We start from the raw sequence: 19,511 nt of genomic DNA, 5'->3' as shown, positions 1-19,511 counted from the left end.
GGATAAGAAGACCATGTATGACGTAGAAAAAATCCGCGCAGACTTTCCAATTCTGTCGCGCGAGGTGAATGGCAAGCCGCTGACCTATCTGGACAACGGGGCCTCGGCGCAAAAGCCTCAGGTCGTGATCGATGCGGTGACGCGGGCCTATGCCGAGGAATACTCGAACGTTCACCGCGGTCTGCATTTCCTGTCGAATCTGGCGACCGAGAAGTATGAGGCCGTCCGCGGCACCATCGCTCGTTTTCTGGGCGCGGCGGATGAGAATGAGATCGTCCTGAACTCGGGCACGACCGAGGGGATCAATCTGGTCGCTTACGGCTGGGCGATGCCACGGCTGCAGGCGGGCGATGAGATCGTCCTCAGCGTCATGGAGCACCACGCCAACATAGTCCCCTGGCATTTCCTGCGCGAACGTCAGGGGGTTGTCCTTAAATGGGTCGATGTGGACTCCGAAGGTGGTCTGGATCCGCAGGCAGTGATCGACGCGATTGGACCCAAGACCAAACTGGTCGCCGTGACCCAGTGCTCGAACGTTCTGGGCACCGTGGTTGATGTAAAGGCCGTCACTGCAGGTGCTCATGCCAAAGGTGTTCCCGTGCTGGTCGACGGCAGCCAGGGTGCCGTTCATATGCCGGTCAATGTGCAGGATATCGGCTGCGATTTCTATGCGATCACCGGACACAAGCTGTACGGCCCGTCTGGCTCGGGTGCGATCTACATCAAGTCTGAACGTATGGCGGAGATGCGCCCATTTATCGGGGGCGGCGACATGATCAAAGAGGTCAGCAAGGACCAGGTGATCTATAACGACCCGCCAATGAAGTTCGAGGCCGGAACCCCCGGTATCGTTCAGACCATCGGCTTGGGCGTGGCGCTGGATTACATGATGGATTTGGGGATGGAGAACATCGCCGCCCATGAAGCCGGGATTCGCGACTATGCGATGCAACGCCTGACCGGCTTGAACTGGGTTCAGGTGCAGGGAACTCGTGCGGACAAGGCGGCCATCTTCAGCTTTACGCTGGACGGGGCAGGGCATGCGCATGATGTGTCGACGATTCTCGACAAGAAAGGCGTCGCCGTGCGCGCGGGCCACCATTGCGCAGGCCCGTTGATGGATTTCTATGGTGTGACCGCGACCTGCCGCGCCAGTTTTGGCCTGTATAACACCAAAGGAGAGGTCGACACGCTGATCGACGCGCTGGAACTGGCGCACGATCTGTTCGCGTGAAAGCTGACTGATCCGGGTAGATTTGCAGTTGCACCCAGATCGGAACAAGGTTAGCTAACGGCCAAGGCACCTGTAGCTCAGCTGGATAGAGCGCTGCCCTCCGAAGGCAGAGGCCAGAGGTTCGAATCCTCTCAGGTGCGCCATATTTTCTAAAAATGTTGAAGCAGAAAGACTTATGTGGTCTTAGTTTGAAGCCATTCGGGTTCAATTTGATCCCACATTATGCCTCCATTATGCGTCTGTTGTTCGTGGCGCTAAGCCCGAACTATCAACAAGTGTAGCACGCGTGCGCGATGAATTTCTGCTTTAGTGTTGGCAGTCCTGTGTTAGCTCTTGTTTTATGGAAACACCATCAGCACAACCCAGACCGGCTGTTCCCTATGCGCTAGCGGTTGGTGGTGTGCTTTTCGCCTCAGTTTGTTTCGGGCTGGTTCCATACTTCAGCCGGGGGTTGACCGAGCAAGGTGTTGCTCCATACGCCGTCGCATTCTATCGCTACATCGTTGCCGCAGTTCTGCTGCTACCTGTTCTCTTCATACATCGTAAATCATGGCGCGAGATTTGCTGGGGGCTTGCTGTCGGCGTAGTGATGGGGCTTGGGTGGATTGGATATGTGACCGCGTTAGAGACATTGCCCGCTTCGACAGTAGGTGTGCTCTATATGACCTATCCGGTTTTCACGTTGATTATCGCCTGGGTCTTGTTCGCCGATTCACCAACGAGGCGTGCCTTGGTTGCCTCGGGGCTTATCACGCTGGCTGCAATCATAGCGGCCGGAACATCCGCGTCTGTGCCCCTAGAGCACATCCCAACACTCTTGATTTCGCTTGCGGCTCCTTTTGGTTTTGGCTTCGGTATATGTGTCTTGGTCCATAGGCTGTCCCGCATCGCGCCTCTTGCCCGCATTGCGTCAGTATCCCTGGGATCTGTTCTTGGACTCTTACCTCTGATGATGAGTGCCGATCTGGCAAAGCTTCTCCCCGAAGGGCAATCTGACTGGGTTTTGATAGTCGGGATAGGCTTAGTTACAGCGCTTATCCCACAGTTCATATACACTATATGTTCACCGTTGATCGGCGCTTCTCAAACTGCAGTCGTCGGGAGCATAGAACTGCCCACGATGTTTGCAGTTGGTTTTTTTGCTTTTGGCGAAGCGATTACGGTGCCACAAGCCATGGCCTGCGTTTTAGTTCTGAGTGCTATTGCAATCACTAGAAGTCGAACGACACGCACGGTTACGGCTGTGATTTCCAAAGAACAAAAAAAGTAAGTTGGGTGCTTTGGTAGCACTGACCCATGTGCTTCGTGATTGCCAGGGCTACATGGCTTTTACTGTTTAACGCTGAGAGAAGACTATGCTTACCGGTCAATTTGACAGGGTGTGAGAGCCTAATCAATCAGAGTGCATGGGTTAATTGTTTCCTTTTGGAAGGCATCACAAAATGCAAGGCGAAAATTGATCAGATGCCAAAACCTATACGTCGAAGGAAGCATCTAGCCATTCTCCTAGCCTGTTGGTCCGCAGGCTGTATTTCAGATTCAAAAGGTATCGCTTTTTGTGCACAAAAAAAACAAAGAGCGCCCGAGGGCGCTCGTCGTTTTGAAGTTTATTGCGGGGAGTTAACCGCCCCAGCTGCGGACTTCACCGCAATCCATATGGACGAAATTCGAGCGGGAGTATTTGCCGACGCCACCCGCGCGGCAGGACATGGCCGCCTTGGCCATCTGCGAGACCGAACGCGATGACAGGCGCAGGTCGGCGGCCTGACCTTTCATATGCAGTGAGTTCTTGGCAACCCGACGCGAACGCGACCGCAGCATCGCGTTGGTCTGCGGCGATCGATATCCCGAAAGCAGCATGTACGGTTCGTTCACATCCAGAAGGTTGTGCGAGGCCGCCATGATATCAATGGTGCGCAGGTCCATGCCCTTGACCTGATCGGTCCGCCAGTCGCGCATGAAATGGTTGACCTCTTTCACGGCGTCCTTGATGTACTTCCCATCGACCCAATAGATCATGTCGATGCGTTCGCCGGTGCGACCTGAATACATGCGAATACGCCGAACATCGCCGCCGCCCCGAAGGAATCCTGCTGCATTGGAATAGGTCGGTGCCGCCACAACTGCCGTAGCTGCAAATGCGCCCAGAAGGGCACGCCGGGTCAAGCCCGAGGTACTGCTCATCGTCATTTTAGTTTCGTCCCGTACTGTTCCTGCCTGCACACGATGTTACGCGCGCGTTCTTAATTTTTTTCCATCCCAGATGCGGGATTTATGACACAGTCGCGAAAAACAGCCAAGAAGTCTTTCAAAATCACCTTTTCAAGGGGGAATTTTCGGCAGTTTTTTGCGCAGTTGATGCGTTTATGTATAATTCAGAAGCATTTGGTGGCGCCATTCCGCCGGGCGATGCAAACACGCATCACGCTCCGATAGATGCGCCGCGTTGATACATTTGTGAATAGACAAGCTGCCCGGGACGCAATCATAGTTGATCGGCACGCTCGCGAGCGGCGTAAAATTAAGAATAATCAAGGCCATCCCATGTTCTCAGGTTTTCGGACGCGTACTGGTTTCTTTTTAACGGCATGTTTTCTGGCTTCGGCATCTGTCTCAAGCGCAGGAACCCGGCCGGCAACGGCTTATCAGATGGCGGTCGCTGAATTTGCCCCGCCGGGGTCCGGAATTGCGGAATTCTACCGGGAAAACGGGTTTGCGCCGGTTTGGGTAGGGGAAACGCCCGCGCACATGGTGCGGCGAGCACAGTTGATCCGGGCGTTGTCAGGCACCGAAATGCACGGTTTGCCGCAAGGCTCCTACAGCGTTCAAGCGCTTTTGGATCAAATGCAGAGCGCACGCACGACGCGTGATCTCGGCGCTGTCGAGATCCGGTTAAGTCGTGCTTTTGTGGAATATGCCCGGAACCTCCAATCCGGCGCGTTGCGGCCATCTGAAATTGACGACGGTCTAGTTCGAAATGTCGAACGCACCTCGGCCAAGGATCATCTTCAAGGGCTGATCGCTGCGGAAAACGGAAGCTATTTCGATCAGCTTGCTCCGCAATCAACGCAATACCGGGCGTTGATGAAGCAGAAACTGGTTCTGCAAACCCTTGTCAACCAAGGTGGCTGGGGGCCGACTGTTCCGGTGTCCAAGCTGGAATATGGTGATACGGGACCAGATGTAATCAAGCTGCGTAACCGATTGGTTTCCATGGGTTATCTGCGACCGACGGCCAACCCGGATTTCGATGATGCCTTGTTGGGTGCGATTCAGGCGTTTCAGACAGACCACGGCCTTGCAGCCGATGGGGTCGCCGGGCCGGGCACAATCACCGAACTCAACCGCAGTGCCTCGGATCGGCTCAAGGCCGTATATGTTGCGCTTGAGCGCGAGCGCTGGTTGCCGCGCGAACGGGGCGCACGGCACATTCTGGTCAATCAGACCGATTTTTCTGCCAAAATCATAGATGACGGTTTGATCACCTTCGAAACCCGCGCCGTGATCGGCAAGAACACGCATGACCGCCGCAGCCCCGAATTCTCGGACGAGATGGAGCATATGGTCATCAACCCCAGCTGGTATGTTCCGCGCTCGATCATCACCAAGGAATACCTGCCCAAGCTGAAGTCCAACCCGCACGCGGTTGGTCATATCCAGATCACCGATCGCCGCGGTCGTCAGGTCAATCGCGGTGCCGTGGATTTCACCCAGTTCAACGCGCGCAACTTTCCGTTTGCGATGCGTCAGGCGCCCGGTACCAGCAACGCCTTGGGGTTAGTGAAGTTCATGTTCCCCAACAAGTACAACATTTATCTACATGATACGCCTCAGAAAAGTCTGTTCGCGCGTGAGGTGCGGGCGTTTTCGCATGGCTGTATACGCCTGGCGCAACCGTTTGAGTTCGCCTATGCGCTGTTGGCCAAACAAGAAGAAAACCCAAAGGCGTTTTTCCACCGGGTCCTGAACACGGGCAAAGAAACAACGGTGCAACTGGATCAGCACGTTCCGGTCCATATCATCTACCGAACGGCCTTTATTGGACCCAAGGGCAAGGTTCAGTATCGTCGGGATGTCTATGAGCGGGATCAGAAAATCTGGGAGGCTCTACAGAAGGCAGGGGTAGCCCTGCCGGACGTTCAGGGGTAATCAGCGGGGCAGGTCCTTAAACCGGGAAGCCCGATATGCACTACACCATCCAGCAAATCGCCGATGCCCTTGCGGCAGAAAGCCAAGGCGACACCAGCCTGATTATCCAACGCGTCGCTGAGCCGGCGGATGCCGGATCGTTTGATCTGGCGATGGCGATGTCTCCGAAATATGCCGAGGCGCTGAGCGGTGGGTCTGCAAGGGCCGCCGTCTTGTGGGAAGGTGCCGATTGGCAGGCGTTGGGTCTGGAAGCGGCAATTTTCGTACCCCGGCCGCGCATGGCGATGGCGGGGGTAACCGCGATGCTGGATCGCGGGCAGGGGGTTGAGCCGGGGATTCACCCCTCGGCCGTGATCGACCCGGCGGCTGAAATCGGTGAAGGCGCTTCGATCGGGCCGCTGACCGTCATCGGCGCGCGTGTGCGGATCGGCAAGGGCGCGGTGATTGGCCCGCATTGCGTGATCGGGATGGATGCCGTTATGGGCGATCAAGCGATGCTGCGCGAGATGGTCAGTATCGGTGCGCGGGCGCAAATCGGTGATCGCTTCATTGCCCAACCCGGTGCGCGGATCGGTGGCGACGGGTTCAGTTTCGTCACTCCCGAAGTGTCCGGTGCCGAAAACGCGCGCAAGACGATGGGCGATCAGGGGGAAGCGCGGGCGCAAAGCTGGCTGCGTATCCATTCTCTGGGCGCGGTTGAGATCGGCGACGATGTCGAGGTTGGTGCCAATTGCACGGTTGATAACGGTACGATCCGCAATACGCGCATCGGTAATGGCTCCAAACTGGATAACCTCGTGCATGTCGGTCACAATACCCGTGTTGGGCAGGATTGCCTTCTATGCGGTCAAACCGGCGTGTCCGGGTCGGTCGAGATCGGAAATAACGTGGTGCTGGGCGGCCAAACCGGAGTGGTCGACAACATCTTTATCGGCGACGGTGTGATCGCGGGGGGCGGCACCAAGATTCTGTCCAATGTTCCTGCGGGCCGCGTGATCATGGGCTATCCGGGCGTCAAGATGGAGACCCATACAGATATCTACAAGGCGCAGCGTCGTCTGCCCCGAATTGCACGTGACGTCGAGGCGCTGAAAAAGGCTGTTTTCAAACAGCCTCCGAGTGATTAAATCATCCTCAACGGGATAATCAGAGGACCGACATGAGCATCACCGACCGCGTCATCGCAATCATTGCTGAGCAGGCCGTGCTGGAGCCTTCGGACGTCACTCCTGAAAGCACGCTTGAGGATCTGGGAATCGACAGTTTGGGTCTGGTCGAAAGCATTTTTGCCATCGAGGAAGAATTCGACATCTCGGTGCCGTTCAACGCCAACGAACCCGAGGCCAGCGATTTCGATATTTCGAATGTCGCCGCCATCATTGCCGGTATCGAAAAGCTTGTGTCGGAAAAGGTCTGACCTGAGCCAATGAAACGCGTTGTTATTACCGGGGCCGGCACGATCAACTCGCTGGGTCATTCGGTCGCCGATACGCTTGAAGCCATGCGCGAAGGGCGTTGCGGCATCTCCGAGCTTGAATTCCGCGATGTTGAGCGTCTTTCCATCAAGATCGGTGGTCAGGTCCGGGGGTTCGAGGCTGAAGGGCGCTTCAACCGCCAACAGATGAGCCTTTACGACCGGTTTACCCAGTTCACCCTGACGGCCGCGAAAGAAGCGATCGATCAATCCGGGATCGAGTTTCATGGTGATCTTGCCGCCCGGTCCGGTGTCGTTCTGGGCACCGCTGGCGGTGGCGTTTCGACCTGGGACGATAACTACCGTTCGGTTTACGAAGACGGCAAGAACCGTGTTCACCCATTCGTTGTGCCCAAGCTAATGAACAACGCTGCGGCCAGCCACGTGTCGATGGAGCACAACCTCAAAGGCCCGAGCTTTACCGTCTCGACTGCCTGCGCGTCGTCCAACCATGCGATGGCGCTGGCGTTCCAGATGGTACGTAGCGGGGCGGCGCCTACGATGATCACCGGCGGGTCGGAATCGATGCTGTGTTTTGGTGGCGTGAAGGCCTGGGAAGGGCTGCGCGTCATGTCCCGCGACGCCTGCCGCCCCTTCAGCGCCAACCGCAACGGAATGGTCCAGGGTGAAGGTGCTGGTATCTTCGTTTTCGAAGAATATGAACACGCGCGCGCCCGTGGCGCCGATATACTGTGCGAGGTTGTGGGATTTGCCATGACCTCGGACGCATCGGACATTGTGATGCCCAGCAAACAAGGCGCGGCACGGGCCATGGCGGGTGCCTTGGCGGATGCGCGTCTGAATGCGGATCAGGTCAGTTATATCAATGCGCACGGAACCGGCACGGCTGCGAATGACAAAACCGAATGCGCTGCTGTTGCGGATGTGTTCGGTCCGCACGCGGATGATCTGATGATCTCATCCACGAAGTCCATGCACGGACACCTAATTGGTGGAACCGGCGCTGTGGAACTGCTGGCCTGTATCATGGCACTGCGCGATGGTGTTATCGCTCCGACCATCGGTTACGAAGAACCTGACCCGGAATGTGCGCTGGACGTGGTGCCCAACGATGCCCGTGAAGCAAAGGTCAAGGTGGCCCTAAGCAACGCGTTTGCCTTCGGCGGGCTAAACGCGGTGCTTGCGCTGAAACGGGTTTGAAGTTTCAACTAACGAATGCAAAAAAAAACGCTGCCTGTCGGGACTGGCAGCGTTTTTGGGTTTCATGGGATCAGTTCTGGTTGACGTTCAACCCGTCGAAACCTGCTGTAAATCCTGTCAGAGACATTTCCATATTGATCACCTGGTCGGGAAACCGGGCCGGAACCAGAGAAAATACGGCTTTTGACCCAGACTTCATCGCATCGATCTCTGCTTGACTGAGGCCAAGCTGCGCTACGCATCCAACGCGGACGCAATGGTGATAGTTGTAAAGCTTTCGCGGTGCGCCGTCGATTGAAAGAGCAAGCTGCGCTTGCAGAAGTGTTTCCAGCGGAACGATTACATTGGCCCAGGCGACAGCAGCGCCACCGGCCGGTAGCTTGCCAATGCTAACCTCAGCCAGCGGTTCACCTTCTTGACCGTTCAGGATCTGGACCATTGCGCAGGGGTCTTCACCAGCTTCTGCTTTGATACAGGACACTTCCCAGTCGCCGGTCTTTTCCTTGACGAATTGCTCACCGGTTCTTGGGCCGGAAGTGCCAAGATCCAGCCCGCTATCCGCCTGAGCGGATGGGGTTTCCTGCGCCTGCGTATCCTGTGTTGCTTCCTGTGCGTATGCGGCTCCGCACCAAAGCGCAGCCACCAGAATGTTAACGGGTAGAAGTTTCTTGATCATGAATGCCTCGGCAGATTGATTGATCTTTTTTGTGGGTCTTACCACCGTTCGAACACGGTGTCAGGCACTAAGCTGCGCAAACGGCCGGATGTGATCAGTTTTCTGCCGTTTTTGGGTGTTCCCGACCAATGAAAAAGGGAGCCGGTGGAGCGGCTCCCTTCAAATATGTTCTCCCCGTCGGACTGGCCGACTTAGTTATGCGCAGACGTTACGAAAGGCGGGCGCAGCGGTCAACTGCAAACCTAAAAAATTAATGGCAGATCCAGCTTTCTGTTAAAAAAACCGCGCCCGAAGGCGCGGTCAGTCGACAGGGAGGAAGATTGCCGCCTTGTTCCGTTCGCAACAAAGGCGGCGAATTGACTATCGCAGTCAAAGGTTAACTTTGTATGCTGGGGGCAGATCGGTGGAAATTAAGGCCTTACATACATGGAAAATAACATCTTTCTGGGTGGCGCGGGTGACGACTATAGCCAACCCCAATCCCTGACGTTGAAATATGCCAATCGGCACGGGTTGATTGCCGGTGCGACAGGGACCGGCAAAACCGTAACGCTTCAAATTTTGGCTGAAGGCTTTTCGGCCGCAGGCGTTCCTGTGTTTCTGTCAGATGTCAAAGGGGATTTGTCCGGTCTGGCCAAGGCGGGGAGCGACACCCATAAGCTGCATCAAGCGTTTCAGGACCGCGCAAAGCGCATCGGGTTTCAGAATTATGCCTATGCCGCGTGCCCGGTGACGTTCTGGGACCTGTTCGGGCGGCAAGGCCATCCGGTGCGCACAACCGTGACCGAGATGGGTCCGTTGCTGCTGTCGCGCCTCATGGACCTGAGCGAGGCGCAGGAGGGCATCCTGAACATCGCTTTCCGGGTGGCGGACGAAGAAGGAACGCCGCTGCTGGACCTTAAGGACTTGCAGGCCCTGCTGGTCTGGATCGGCGAGAATCGGGCGCAGTTATCCCTGCGTTATGGCAATGTCTCGACTGCTTCGATCGGGGCGATCCAGCGGCGCTTGCTGGTGTTGGAAAACCAGGGCGGGACCAACCTGTTCGGCGAACCAGCGTTGGAGCTTGCCGATCTGATGCGCACGGATGCGAACGGGCAGGGGATGGTGAACATTCTGGCCTCGGACAGGCTGATGGGGGCTCCGCGTCTTTATGCGACCTTCCTGTTGTGGCTGCTGAGCGAGCTTTTCGAGGAACTGCCCGAGGTGGGCGACCCGGACAAACCCAAGCTGGTCTTCTTCTTTGACGAGGCGCATCTGCTGTTCGAAGACGCGCCCAAGGTTTTGGTCGACAAGGTTGAACAGGTCGCGCGGCTGATCCGGTCCAAGGGGGTCGGGGTCTACTTCATTTCGCAAAACCCGGCGGACATCCCCGAGGACATTCTGGGGCAGCTCGGCAACCGGGTTCAGCACGCCCTGCGCGCGTTCACCGCCCGGGATCGCAAGAATCTTCGTCTGGCCGCCGAAACCTATCGCGAAAACCCTGCTTTCGACACCGAAGCCGCAATACGTGAGGTCGGCGTGGGTGAGGCGGTGACCTCGATGCTGCAGAAAAAGGGGGTGCCGGGGATCGTTGAACGCACACTGATCTGCCCGCCCGGTTCGCAGCTTGGGCCCATCACCGAGGCCGAACGTCAGGCGGTTCTGGCAGCCTCTCCTATGCAGGCGAAATACGGCACGCTGAATGATCGCAGGTCAGCGTTTGAAATCCTTCAGGGCCGTGCGGATGAAGCGGCTCAGGCCGCCGCCAAAGCGGAGGAGCAGGAAGAGACGCAGACAGTGGCTGAACGTGAATTTGCAACGGCCCGCCGGTATTCCGGTGGTCGCGTCGGGCGGTCTTCTTCCCGGTTAACGCGGAAGAAGGATACCTTTGCCACCGCCATGAGCGAGGCCGTCATCAAAGAACTCAAAGGCACTACCGGCCGCCGCATAGTTCGCGGTATTCTGGGCGGGTTGTTTCGGGGCCGATAGGTGTATGGCGCCGCGCAGCCTGTCTGCCGTCCGACGTTGATCCTGTTACTTAAGGCGGCGCTGGCCTTCTTGTCTGCAATAGGCGTCAGCCTCGGGCACCGACATTTTTGTGGCCGGGAAGTCAATGGCGCGATCCCAGGTCACTCGGTCATGCCGGTACAATTGGCAGGTCACCACTCCCTTTGGCGTCTGGACCTTGACCGGTGTGGTCTCCAGATCTTCGGGTGACGGGATACATGCGGCCAGACTGGCAACCATCGGTAGCATGAGGATCTTGGGGATGAAGGAGTTTTTCATGTGTCGTCTTCTTACTCTCGAGAGGTGGCCAGTAGTTTCAGCCTTGATTGACTAATTAAGCGTGAAGGCGATCTGGCGCAGGTCCGGAACGCGCCCACCGGTAACTTGGTCTATTCAGGTTCGGTTCATGAATCAAGAAACCGCGCCGGTTATGCGGCGCGGTTTTCAAAATTCCCCCTGATACGATCTATTTCTCGGGGATCAGCCCCCTTGGGCTGAATCTGAGAACAATCAGCAAGATCAGGCCCATGGTCAGCAGGCGCATATGCGCGGCGCTTTCGATCAGATGCGCCTTGAGCGCACTGCCATCGGGCAACCCTGATGTGATCAGGCTCATCAGCCACAAGCCGATGGGTTCGACCTGTACCCAGAGGAACCAAATGACAAACGCCCCCAGCACCGCGCCGAAATTATTGCCCGACCCGCCAACGATCACCATCACCCAGACAAGGAAGGTAAACCGCAGCGGCTGATAGGCGCTTGGGGTCAATTGACCGTCCAGAGTGGTCATCATCGCACCGGCAATGCCGCAGATGGCCGAGCCCAGAACAAAAATCTGCAGGTGGCGGCGGGTAACATCCTTGCCCATCGCCTCGGCCGCGACCTCATTGTCGCGGATCGCGCGCATCATGCGGCCCCATGGGCTGTTCAGTGCCTTTTGTGCCATCCACAACAGAACAAGCAGAACGATCAGGAACAGCAGCGAATAGCCCAGCTTGACCGACAGGGTCGAGGCCGTGACCGGGTCCAACCCCAGCCAATCGGCGCGTGCTACAAAGCCGGGATCGTTCTGCAGATCGACCTCATAGCCGACCACAGGGGCAGGGCGCGGAATGCCGTAGACATTCTTGACGCCACGCGCCAACCAGTCCTCGTTTTTCATGATAGCGATGATGATCTCGGCGATACCAAGCGTTGCAATCGCCAGATAATCAGACCGCAGACCCAGCGCCGTTTTACCGATCAGCCATGCGGCACCCGCAGCCAGCAGGCCACCTGCGGGCCATGCCAGCAACACAGGCAGATTCAGTCCGCCAAGGTTGCCCGCGACCGCCGACTCAATCGCCTCAACAGCCGCGGTGTTGGGATCGAGAACGGCGCGGTACACAAAAAATCCCACGACCAGAATGGCGATGATCGACAGGGTTCGCACACGGCCTTTCGGCATCTTCTGCGCCACCAGTACGGTGGTTACCACGGTCGCGGCACCCAGCAGCAAGGCCAATACGATACCGTACCCGCCCGCCGACCATGCTCCGGGCGTAGTAGGGGTCGAGACCAACACAACCGCCAATCCGCCTAGCGCGACAAAACCCATGACGCCAACGTTAAACAGGCCCGCAAAGCCCCATTGCAGGTTCACTCCAAGCGCCATGATGGCCGAGATCAGCCCCATGTTCAGGATCAGAATCGCCGCGTTCCAACCTTGTAAGAACCCGGTGCTCAAGACGAGGATCGCGACTGCGGCGAACAAAGACGAGTTCTTAAGGCTTTCATTTTGAGTGCGTAAGGCGTGCCAATAGACCCAACCACAAGCAACTTCGCCGACCCCGGCAATGAGGCCAACAGGGCCAAGTACCAAGCCTGCAAGCAGTGGAATTGCAATAGTTGCAATAACTCCGAAGATCATACCGCTTTCCCCTTAAACAGGCCCGTAGGTTTGAACAGAAGCACGATCAGCAGGATCACAAAGCTGACCGCGAATTTGTAATCGGTGGACAGGAACTGGACCAATCCTGACGGCTCCAGGCTTTCGGGTGCCAGATAGGTCAGCACTTTCTTCCAGGCATAGGTGATCGTCACCTCCGAAAATGCGATGATAAACCCGCCCGCGATGGCACCCAGAGGGCTGCCGAGGCCACCCACGATAGCCGAGGCAAAAATAGGTAGCAGCAGTTGGAAATAGACGAAAGGCTTGAAGCTTTTGTCCAGCCCGTAGAGCACTCCGGCAGTGGTCGCCAGCGCGGCGACGATGATCCATGTGATCATCACCACGCGTTCGGGGTTGATACCAGACAGCAGCGCCAAGTCCTCATTGTCGGAATAGGCGCGCATCGATTTACCGGTGCGTGTCTTGTTGAGGAACCAGAACAACAGCGCCACTGCGACAACGGCCACGATGACGGTAATGCCCTGAGAGGTCTTGATCGCCAGCCCTTCACGCAACCCGGTCATCGCCTTGAAATCCCTTGCAGAGACTATGAACCGCGCGCCGTCCGAAAACCTCTGATCATCCGGCCCGATGATGAAACGCACAAGGCCGTTCATGATGAACATCACGCCCATCGACACGATGACCAGAATAACCGGCTTGGCCTTTTGCTCGCGATAGAACCGATAGACCAGCCGGTCGGTGATCAGCACAAGTACGATACAGCCGAGAATGGCAAAGGGCAGGGCCAGCAGAGCGGTTGGCAGCGGCCCGAAACTGACCCCGGCGGCCTGCAGGCCCCATGTCACAAGCACGGCAATCATCGCACCAAATGCCATCGTGTCGCCATGGGCAAAGTTAGAAAACCGCAAGATGCCGTAGATCAGAGTGACCCCCAACGCCCCCAGTGCCAGCTGGCTGCCATAGGCAATTGCCGGCACCAACACAAAATTCGCAAGCGCGACTAACGCGTTCAGTATGTCCATCTCACCTTCTCATTCCGTCGGGTGCGGCCTTATGGCATATCAGTGAGGAAAGACACAATAATTCAGCTGTGTTGAGATGCCGAAATCCAGAGATAATACGGAAAAAGTGTAACCTTTTGCGCCTCGGAACGGGATGCGCCGGATCACTGGAAATCTACCCGGCGCAAAGAAAGTTGAAACCTGCAATTTGAAAGCCAGTGAACGCGATCTCAGGTTGCGATCTTGCAGGTCCCGCGGTCGTTTCGTTGCTGGCCACCAGACGCACGGACCTCAAGTTGGCCGGTGTCAGATTTCACGGTGTATCCGACGCTTCCACCGGCCAGAACCTGAAGAAATTCCAGCGCTCCAAGACTTGGGTACACGAGAACTTCGTGCTCTTGACCTTCAGCGACTAGGAGCCCTTTGGATTGGCCTTCAAATTTCTTCAACGTCACATGACCGGCGGAACCCAGTGGTGCGCAACCGCTGGACTTGCAGCTTTCGGTGATCTGGCACTCGTATACAACTTCACCTTCGACCGGGTTTTGCGATACGGCCTGCGCGGTCGCAGGCAGGACAATAGCGGCGAGCGCTGCCAGATATTTCATAATGTGTCTCCTGAATGGGATGTCTGCCCGAATGGGTTAAGAATCAACTGGTTGATTCCCGTTGTTCGCACGCTGTGAGTACGTGCGGATCGTGGCGAAAATTTAGCCGTCGAGAGAGGTTTCAGGAGGTCGAATAAGGGCTTTTAGGGCATTGTAATTGAACAATTTAAGTTATTCAGATTTTGACGCTCACCAAACGCAATCACAGTTTGGCCTCAATCCTGAAGAACGGTCGACGTTAGATGATTGCGGGAACAAGCACGAAGTTGGAGAGCGTTACAAGGGCGTTGGGGAAGTTCATTATTTGATGACCATACAATTGCCAAAGTGGGTTGTTGTAAGGAAAGTTCTGACATTCTGAGTTGTCAGCGATGCTGGCCCGCCATTAAGCGAGACAACAAACGATGATCGCCACTCAGAGACTTCGCCGGAAGCTCCAATACCCCAGAAATGGTCCTTATTCCCTCCACCTTCGAGATCGTAAAGACTTCCGTCCAAGAAAAGCAACGCGGTTGAGGCAACAATTTCGCTTGATGAAACCTCGTTAAGCCGTTGGTCTAGTGCGGTCGCGTAGACTACAAACTCACCTTCAATGCTTACCGCTTCGCAGAAATCGTCTAGGCATTTGGTTGGCATTTCGCAATGGAGTTCGATTGCGCCCGCTTTCAACAGTTTTGGGCGCAGTTTCTCGGAGTAGAAGTCTTTCAGCCCGCCTTCCGCACTCGAAACGCACGGAGACAATACAAGTGATATCAGGAAAATAGCCACTTTTCGCATCCTCACCCCCCCAAGAAACTCTTCCGAACCTCTGGATCAGCCAACAGTTCCTTGCCCGTGCCGGAATACGCATTCCGCCCCTGAACCAGCACATAACCCTTGTCCGCGATCTCCAGCGCTTGGCGGGCGTTTTGTTCGACCATCAGGATCGGCAGCCCGGTGCGCGAAACTTCGATGATCCGGTCGAACAGCTCATCCATCACGATGGGCGAGACACCGGCGGTCGGTTCATCCAGCATCAGCACCTTGGGCTGAGTCATCAGGGCGCGGCCGACGGCGACCTGTTGGCGTTGACCGCCAGACAGCTCTCCGGCTGGCTGATTGCGCTTGTCACGCAGTATGGGGAAGAGGTCATAGACCTGCTCCATCGTCCCGGAAAAATCATCGCGGCGGATGAAGGCCCCCATTTCGAGGTTTTCCTCGACCGTCATGGACGTAAAGATGTTTGAGGTCTGCGGCACGAAACCCATGCCCTTGATCACGCGATCTTGTGGCGAGAGTTTGGTGATATCCTCTCCATCCAGCCGCACGGAACCGGCGCGGACGTCCAGCATTCCGAACACGGCCTTCATTGCGGTGGATTTACCGGCGCCGTTGGGGCCGACGATGACCGCGATCTCGCCCTTGTCCACGGCGATGGTGCAGTCGTGCAGGATGTCAGGCCCTTTGCCATAGCCGCCGGTCATAGTGTCGCCGATCAGAAAAGGGCCGCCTTCGACCTTGTGTGTTGCACCACTTGTTCGATGGGCAGGCGTCATGGTGCCGACACCACGGGTATTGGTGATCGAGGCGTCTTTGTTGCCCTTGTCATCCTGATAGGGATTGTCGCTCATGCCAGCGGTCATGTTTGGGCCTCCAGCTTGTCTTTGTTCTTTAGCCCGGTGCCCAGATAGGCCTCGATCACGTGCTCATTGGCCTTGATCTCGTCCAAAGTTCCCTCGGCCAGCACCTTGCCCTCGGCCATGCAGATGACCGGGTCGCAGATCTTGCCGATGAAATCCATATCATGCTCGATGACGACGAAGGTATAGCCGCGTTCCTTGTTCAGACGTAGGATCGTGTCGGCAATGGTCATCAGCAGGGTACGATTCACGCCCGCGCCGACCTCGTCCAGAAACACGATCTTGGCGTCGACCATCATGGTGCGGCCCAGTTCCAGCAGCTTCTTCTGCCCGCCCGACACCTGACCCGCCTTGTGGTCGGCCAGGTGTTCGATGGTCAGGAACTCAAGAACCTCGTCAGCCTTGGCGCGCAGGGCGCGTTCCTCGTCGGCGATGCGCTTGCGGCCAAACCATGTGTTCCAAAGCGATTCACCCGATTGCGCACCCGGCACCATCATCAGGTTCTCGCGGCAGGTCATCGAGGAAAACTCGTGCGCGATCTGGAACGTGCGCAGCAGGCCCTTGTGAAACAGCTCATGCGGGGGCAGGCCGGTGATGTCCTCTCCGTCCATGATGACTTTCCCGCTGGTCGGAGGCAGAACGCCCGCAATCACGTTGAACAGGGTAGTCTTTCCTGCTCCGTTCGGTCCGATCAGGCCAGTGATCGAGCCCTTTTCGATCTCAAGCGATGCTCCGTCTACGGCGTGGAAACCGCTAAAATGCTTGTGCACGTCCTCAACGACGATCATGGTTTTCCCTTGTCTTATCCCCGAAAACAGAGGTGCAGACTTTTGTCACTGAAAAAGCCCGGACACAAGGCCCGGGCTGTTCTGATTATTTCTTGTCAGATGGTGGATTAACGGTAGTTGACCGTCTTCATCTCACCGTCGATAACTTCGATCTCACGATACGCACCGGCGCTTTCACCGGGGCCGATCAGTTCAACGCCTGATGCACCGACATAGTCGATCTCCTGACCGGCAGCGAGCAGTTCCAGACCTTTGGCCAGTTCGCCCGGATAGATTTTCTCACCCGGTTCGTTGGCGACATCCATGATCTTGCTGCCGTAATCCGCGGGATTGCTGGAACCTGCAGCCTGCATGGCCAGCAGGAACAGGGCTGCGGCGTCATAGGATTCAGGAACAAAGATCGACGAACCGTCAAAACCTTCGCCTTCGGCCATAGCAAAGAACGAATCCGCGGCCTCGCTTTTCGAACCCGGCGCCTGGCCGTACGACCCATTCAGTTCCGGACCAACGTTTTCGGGCAGCGAGTCACCGATCATCCCGCCAGGCAGGCCGAACGTGTCAAACGCGCCGCTGTCCAGCGACGACTGAATGATGCCCAGACCGCCCTGGTCCAGGTAACCAGCCACAACCAGAATGTCACCGCCTGCCGACGCCAGCGCGCCAACTTCGGCCGAGTAGTCGGCCTTGCCGTCTTCGTGCGCGGCAACGATGGTCACTTCACCGCCCAGCGCTTCGAACGAGGATTTGATCGCCTCGGACAGACCCTTGCCATAGTCGTTGTTGGTGTAGGTCAGAGCGATCGAGTTCACACCACGCTCTTTTAGGATGTCTGCCATGATTTCACCTTCACGCGCGTCCGACGGCGAGGTGCGGAAGAACAGGTCATTGTCCTCCATCACCGACAGGCCGGGCGAGGTAGCCGACGGCGAGATCATCACCATGCCGTTCGGCAAGGCGACGTTTTGCAGGATCGCGCCGGTCACGCCCGAGCAGTCACCGCCGACCAGCCCATTGATGCCTTCGGCAACCAGACGTTCGGCGTTGGCAGTGGCCAGTGCGTTGTCGGCGCAGCCGGTGTCGGCGCGCACCGGGGTTACGGTCGATCCGTCCAGCAGTTTGCCCGATTCCGAAACTTCTTTCATTGCCAGCTCGGCGCCTGACGCCATTGCAGGCGACAGCGATTCAATCGGGCCGGTGAAGCCGAACATAATGCCCAGTTTGACATCTTCGGCCATGGCGGTGCCGGCCAGCAGAGCGGTTGCTGCAGTTGCAGTAAGCAGCTTTTTCATGAGGTTACTCCCTGAAGTGGTCTTCATTCTGGGCACGACCCTAGGCAAGCTGTTCGGAAAAGAAAAGTCCTAACGAAAAAGTGTCTTTGCGGCTGGGAACCCTATTTGATCAGATGGGTGAAAGGGCGCTGCTGGCGCAGGAAACGACGGAGGACCAGGATGATCCGGACAACCGCAATCTTGATGCTGGCGTGGACCAGCTTCGCATGGGCCGACAGGCTGCAAACTTCACAAGGCGCTGTCGAAGTTACTGAAATGGTGGGCGGTTTGGACACGCCATGGGCAGTTGGGCTTTTGCCGGATGGCGGGTTTCTGGTGACCGAACGGGAGGGAGAACTGTTACACGTCAAGGACGGCAATATTCAGCGCGTTTCCGGTGTGCCCAAAGTACTGGCCAAAGGGCAGGGTGGGTTACTGGACGTGACCGTCGCCCGTGATTTCAATCAAACCCGAGAGGTTTTCCTGACGTTTTCGAAGCCACAACGAGGCGGTGCCGGAACCGCTCTTGCGGTGGCCCGTTTGTCAGATGCAGGCGACCAACTGACCAACCTGCGCGTGATCTTCGAGGCTGTACCGGGAGGATCGTCCGGTCGGCACTATGGCTCGCGCGTAGTCGAGGCCGAGGACGGAACCCTGTTTGTCACGATCGGAGACCGGGGTGAGCGGCCCAAGGCGCAGGATAGGTCCAACTTCAATGGTACCGTCATCCGCGTGAACCGCGACGGATCGGTGCCTGCAGACAACCCCTTTGTTCAGGAAGATGGTGCGCGGCCTGAGATCTGGTCCTTTGGCCACCGCAATCCGCAGGGGGCCGGTCTGGACTCACGTGGGCAGCTATGGGTTTCCGAACATGGGGCAAGGGGCGGGGATGAGGTCAATCTGGTCCGGCCTGGCCTCAATTATGGCTGGCCGGTGATCTCGTACGGTGTGCACTATTCCGGTGAAAAAATCGGAGAGGGCACTGAGAAACCGGGCATGGAGCAGCCCGCGCATTATTGGGACCCTTCTATCGCGCCCTCGGGGCTGCTGGTTTATTCGGGCAAACTCTGGCCGGAGTGGAAGGGAGACATCTTTGTCGGTTCGCTGAAATTCGACTATATCGCGCGGCTGGCGGGTTCACCGCTGCGCGAGGTCGAGCAGATCAAGGGCTCGGAGACCGAACGTGTACGGGATATCGTAGAAGCTTCGGATGGGGCGATCTGGTTTGTTTCTGTCGGGCAGGGGGCGGTTTACAGGATGACACCTTAGTTCTAAGGAGCGTTGAAGGCATCAATTCTAAGGTGTTAAAATGTTCCGAATTTTCCTTTCAGCGTTTCTGAGCGTATGCGCGGCTCCGGTGATTGCGGGAGACCTGTTCGCTTCTTACGAAGATTATGCGTCGTTTGTTGACGCAAAGATGAAAAACCGAGATTTTTCCGAATTTATTAACCGGTTAGGCAGCGAGGCCCAGATCGTACCCCAAGAGGTAAGAACTGTTAACAATCAACTCCGTGAAGTGATTCCGTATTATTTGACAAATGCTGATGTCGTTAGGGTCAGGGCTCATAGCCAATAGATGACGAGTGCTGCGAGGGCGATGGCTGACAGGAAGACCTTCGGGCACCTGTCGTAGCGGGTCGCCACACGCCGCCA

At 56.8% G+C, this 19,511-nt stretch carries 18 protein-coding genes, 1 tRNA gene and 1 pseudogene; 9 read left to right on the top strand and 11 right to left on the bottom strand.

Annotated elements, in window-relative coordinates; genetic code table 11:
* The first annotated feature begins 13 nt into the window (after window positions 1-13).
* The 3 genes from ACR1XY_RS00100 to ACR1XY_RS00090 all read left to right on the top strand — a co-directional run bounded on the left by ACR1XY_RS00100 (window position 14) and on the right by ACR1XY_RS00090 (window position 2,504).
* The gene (locus tag ACR1XY_RS00100) at window positions 14-1,234 is read left to right on the top strand and encodes a cysteine desulfurase (protein ID WP_480588896.1); all 1,221 of its coding nucleotides are present in this window, start codon (window positions 14-16) and stop codon (window positions 1,232-1,234) included.
* Between the two features lie 66 nt (window positions 1,235-1,300).
* A tRNA-Arg gene (locus ACR1XY_RS00095) sits at window positions 1,301-1,377 on the top strand.
* Window positions 1,378-1,574: 197 nt separating this feature from the next.
* On the top strand, window positions 1,575-2,504 hold the full coding sequence (locus tag ACR1XY_RS00090; protein ID WP_480588894.1) for a DMT family transporter: 930 nt from the start codon (window positions 1,575-1,577) through the stop codon (window positions 2,502-2,504).
* Between the two features lie 350 nt (window positions 2,505-2,854).
* Here the strand turns inward: ACR1XY_RS00090 and mepK are convergent, their stop codons facing one another.
* Window positions 2,855-3,424: a peptidoglycan L,D-endopeptidase MepK gene (gene mepK / locus ACR1XY_RS00085; RefSeq protein WP_480588891.1), complete on the bottom strand. Its 570-nt coding sequence runs from the start codon at window positions 3,422-3,424 to the stop codon at window positions 2,855-2,857.
* Between the two features lie 354 nt (window positions 3,425-3,778).
* On the opposite strand from mepK, the gene ACR1XY_RS00080 reads away from it, so the two are divergent.
* The 4 genes from ACR1XY_RS00080 to ACR1XY_RS00065 are packed head-to-tail and all read left to right on the top strand — an operon-like array spanning window position 3,779 to window position 8,018.
* Complete coding sequence (locus ACR1XY_RS00080) at window positions 3,779-5,383, top strand: L,D-transpeptidase family protein (protein WP_480588888.1); 1,605 nt, start codon at window positions 3,779-3,781, stop codon at window positions 5,381-5,383.
* A gap of 35 nt (window positions 5,384-5,418) precedes the next feature.
* The gene (gene lpxD / locus ACR1XY_RS00075) at window positions 5,419-6,510 is read left to right on the top strand and encodes a UDP-3-O-(3-hydroxymyristoyl)glucosamine N-acyltransferase (RefSeq protein WP_480588885.1); all 1,092 of its coding nucleotides are present in this window, start codon (window positions 5,419-5,421) and stop codon (window positions 6,508-6,510) included.
* 32 nt (window positions 6,511-6,542) lie between these two features.
* On the top strand, window positions 6,543-6,800 hold the full coding sequence (locus ACR1XY_RS00070; RefSeq protein WP_170324939.1) for an acyl carrier protein: 258 nt from the start codon (window positions 6,543-6,545) through the stop codon (window positions 6,798-6,800).
* A gap of 9 nt (window positions 6,801-6,809) precedes the next feature.
* Window positions 6,810-8,018: a beta-ketoacyl-[acyl-carrier-protein] synthase family protein gene (locus ACR1XY_RS00065; protein WP_480588881.1), complete on the top strand. Its 1,209-nt coding sequence runs from the start codon at window positions 6,810-6,812 to the stop codon at window positions 8,016-8,018.
* Between the two features lie 70 nt (window positions 8,019-8,088).
* Here ACR1XY_RS00065 and ACR1XY_RS00060 read toward each other — a convergent pair whose 3' ends face one another.
* The gene (locus ACR1XY_RS00060; RefSeq protein WP_480588878.1) at window positions 8,089-8,694 is read right to left on the bottom strand and encodes an invasion associated locus B family protein; all 606 of its coding nucleotides are present in this window, start codon (window positions 8,692-8,694) and stop codon (window positions 8,089-8,091) included.
* Window positions 8,695-9,120: 426 nt separating this feature from the next.
* Between ACR1XY_RS00060 and ACR1XY_RS00055 the strand changes: the two genes are divergently transcribed.
* Window positions 9,121-10,662, top strand: coding sequence for a helicase HerA-like domain-containing protein (locus ACR1XY_RS00055; RefSeq protein WP_480588875.1), 1,542 nt, complete (start codon window positions 9,121-9,123; stop codon window positions 10,660-10,662).
* 45 nt (window positions 10,663-10,707) lie between these two features.
* Here ACR1XY_RS00055 and ACR1XY_RS00050 read toward each other — a convergent pair whose 3' ends face one another.
* From ACR1XY_RS00050 to ACR1XY_RS00015, 8 genes are all read right to left on the bottom strand, one after another.
* Window positions 10,708-10,959, bottom strand: a complete 252-nt coding sequence (locus ACR1XY_RS00050) for a hypothetical protein (RefSeq protein ID WP_480588872.1) — start codon at window positions 10,957-10,959, stop codon at window positions 10,708-10,710.
* 187 nt (window positions 10,960-11,146) lie between these two features.
* Complete coding sequence (locus ACR1XY_RS00045; protein ID WP_480588870.1) at window positions 11,147-12,589, bottom strand: branched-chain amino acid ABC transporter permease; 1,443 nt, start codon at window positions 12,587-12,589, stop codon at window positions 11,147-11,149.
* A complete protein-coding gene (locus ACR1XY_RS00040; protein ID WP_480588866.1) occupies window positions 12,586-13,596 on the bottom strand; it encodes a branched-chain amino acid ABC transporter permease in 1,011 nt (336 codons plus the stop codon). The genes ACR1XY_RS00045 and ACR1XY_RS00040 overlap by 4 nt, the downstream gene beginning before the upstream one ends.
* A 209-nt stretch (window positions 13,597-13,805) precedes the next feature.
* Window positions 13,806-14,183 carry a hypothetical protein gene (locus ACR1XY_RS00035; protein ID WP_480588863.1) on the bottom strand — a complete coding sequence of 126 codons (378 nt, stop codon included), beginning with the start codon at window positions 14,181-14,183 and terminating at the stop codon, window positions 13,806-13,808.
* Window positions 14,184-14,483: 300 nt separating this feature from the next.
* Window positions 14,484-14,951, bottom strand: coding sequence for a hypothetical protein (locus ACR1XY_RS00030; protein ID WP_480588860.1), 468 nt, complete (start codon window positions 14,949-14,951; stop codon window positions 14,484-14,486).
* Between the two features lie 11 nt (window positions 14,952-14,962).
* Window positions 14,963-15,793 carry an ABC transporter ATP-binding protein gene (locus tag ACR1XY_RS00025; protein WP_480589495.1) on the bottom strand — a complete coding sequence of 277 codons (831 nt, stop codon included), beginning with the start codon at window positions 15,791-15,793 and terminating at the stop codon, window positions 14,963-14,965.
* 8 nt (window positions 15,794-15,801) lie between these two features.
* Entirely contained in the window at window positions 15,802-16,590 is a 789-nt protein-coding gene (locus tag ACR1XY_RS00020) for an ABC transporter ATP-binding protein (RefSeq protein ID WP_480588857.1), read from the bottom strand.
* Window positions 16,591-16,697: 107 nt separating this feature from the next.
* Window positions 16,698-17,879: an ABC transporter substrate-binding protein gene (locus ACR1XY_RS00015; RefSeq protein WP_480588854.1), complete on the bottom strand. Its 1,182-nt coding sequence runs from the start codon at window positions 17,877-17,879 to the stop codon at window positions 16,698-16,700.
* Between the two features lie 159 nt (window positions 17,880-18,038).
* On the opposite strand from ACR1XY_RS00015, the gene ACR1XY_RS00010 reads away from it, so the two are divergent.
* Window positions 18,039-19,127, top strand: a complete 1,089-nt coding sequence (locus tag ACR1XY_RS00010) for a PQQ-dependent sugar dehydrogenase (protein WP_480588851.1) — start codon at window positions 18,039-18,041, stop codon at window positions 19,125-19,127.
* 294 nt (window positions 19,128-19,421) lie between these two features.
* Here ACR1XY_RS00010 and ACR1XY_RS00005 read toward each other — a convergent pair.
* A pseudogene (locus ACR1XY_RS00005) lies at window positions 19,422-19,511 on the bottom strand (IS5/IS1182 family transposase); the annotation flags it as partial.

The sequence above is a fragment of the Ruegeria sp. AD11(2025) genome (genome assembly GCF_056542405.1).
This window is presented reverse-complemented; position numbering and strand designations above follow the sequence as displayed.

Bases quoted from the DNA above. Each gene is read 5' to 3' on its own strand.
- ACR1XY_RS00065 (WP_480588881.1), top strand. From the start codon at position 6,810: ATGAAACGCGTTGTTATTACCGGGGCCGGCACGATCAACTCGCTGGGT.
- ACR1XY_RS00040 (WP_480588866.1), bottom strand. From the start codon at position 13,596: ATGGACATACTGAACGCGTTAGTCGCGCTTGCGAATTTTGTGTTGGTG.
- ACR1XY_RS00010 (WP_480588851.1), top strand. From the start codon at position 18,039: ATGATCCGGACAACCGCAATCTTGATGCTGGCGTGGACCAGCTTCGCA.
- ACR1XY_RS00100 (WP_480588896.1), top strand. From the start codon at position 14: ATGTATGACGTAGAAAAAATCCGCGCAGACTTTCCAATTCTGTCGCGC.
- lpxD (WP_480588885.1), top strand. From the start codon at position 5,419: ATGCACTACACCATCCAGCAAATCGCCGATGCCCTTGCGGCAGAAAGC.
- mepK (WP_480588891.1), bottom strand. From the start codon at position 3,424: ATGACGATGAGCAGTACCTCGGGCTTGACCCGGCGTGCCCTTCTGGGC.
- ACR1XY_RS00045 (WP_480588870.1), bottom strand. From the start codon at position 12,589: ATGATCTTCGGAGTTATTGCAACTATTGCAATTCCACTGCTTGCAGGC.
- ACR1XY_RS00035 (WP_480588863.1), bottom strand. From the start codon at position 14,183: ATGAAATATCTGGCAGCGCTCGCCGCTATTGTCCTGCCTGCGACCGCG.
- ACR1XY_RS00055 (WP_480588875.1), top strand. From the start codon at position 9,121: ATGGAAAATAACATCTTTCTGGGTGGCGCGGGTGACGACTATAGCCAA.
- ACR1XY_RS00080 (WP_480588888.1), top strand. From the start codon at position 3,779: ATGTTCTCAGGTTTTCGGACGCGTACTGGTTTCTTTTTAACGGCATGT.
- ACR1XY_RS00060 (WP_480588878.1), bottom strand. From the start codon at position 8,694: ATGATCAAGAAACTTCTACCCGTTAACATTCTGGTGGCTGCGCTTTGG.
- ACR1XY_RS00050 (WP_480588872.1), bottom strand. From the start codon at position 10,959: ATGAAAAACTCCTTCATCCCCAAGATCCTCATGCTACCGATGGTTGCC.
- ACR1XY_RS00020 (WP_480588857.1), bottom strand. From the start codon at position 16,590: ATGATCGTCGTTGAGGACGTGCACAAGCATTTTAGCGGTTTCCACGCC.
- ACR1XY_RS00025 (WP_480589495.1), bottom strand. From the start codon at position 15,793: ATGAGCGACAATCCCTATCAGGATGACAAGGGCAACAAAGACGCCTCG.
- ACR1XY_RS00070 (WP_170324939.1), top strand. From the start codon at position 6,543: ATGAGCATCACCGACCGCGTCATCGCAATCATTGCTGAGCAGGCCGTG.
- ACR1XY_RS00090 (WP_480588894.1), top strand. From the start codon at position 1,575: ATGGAAACACCATCAGCACAACCCAGACCGGCTGTTCCCTATGCGCTA.
- ACR1XY_RS00015 (WP_480588854.1), bottom strand. From the start codon at position 17,879: ATGAAAAAGCTGCTTACTGCAACTGCAGCAACCGCTCTGCTGGCCGGC.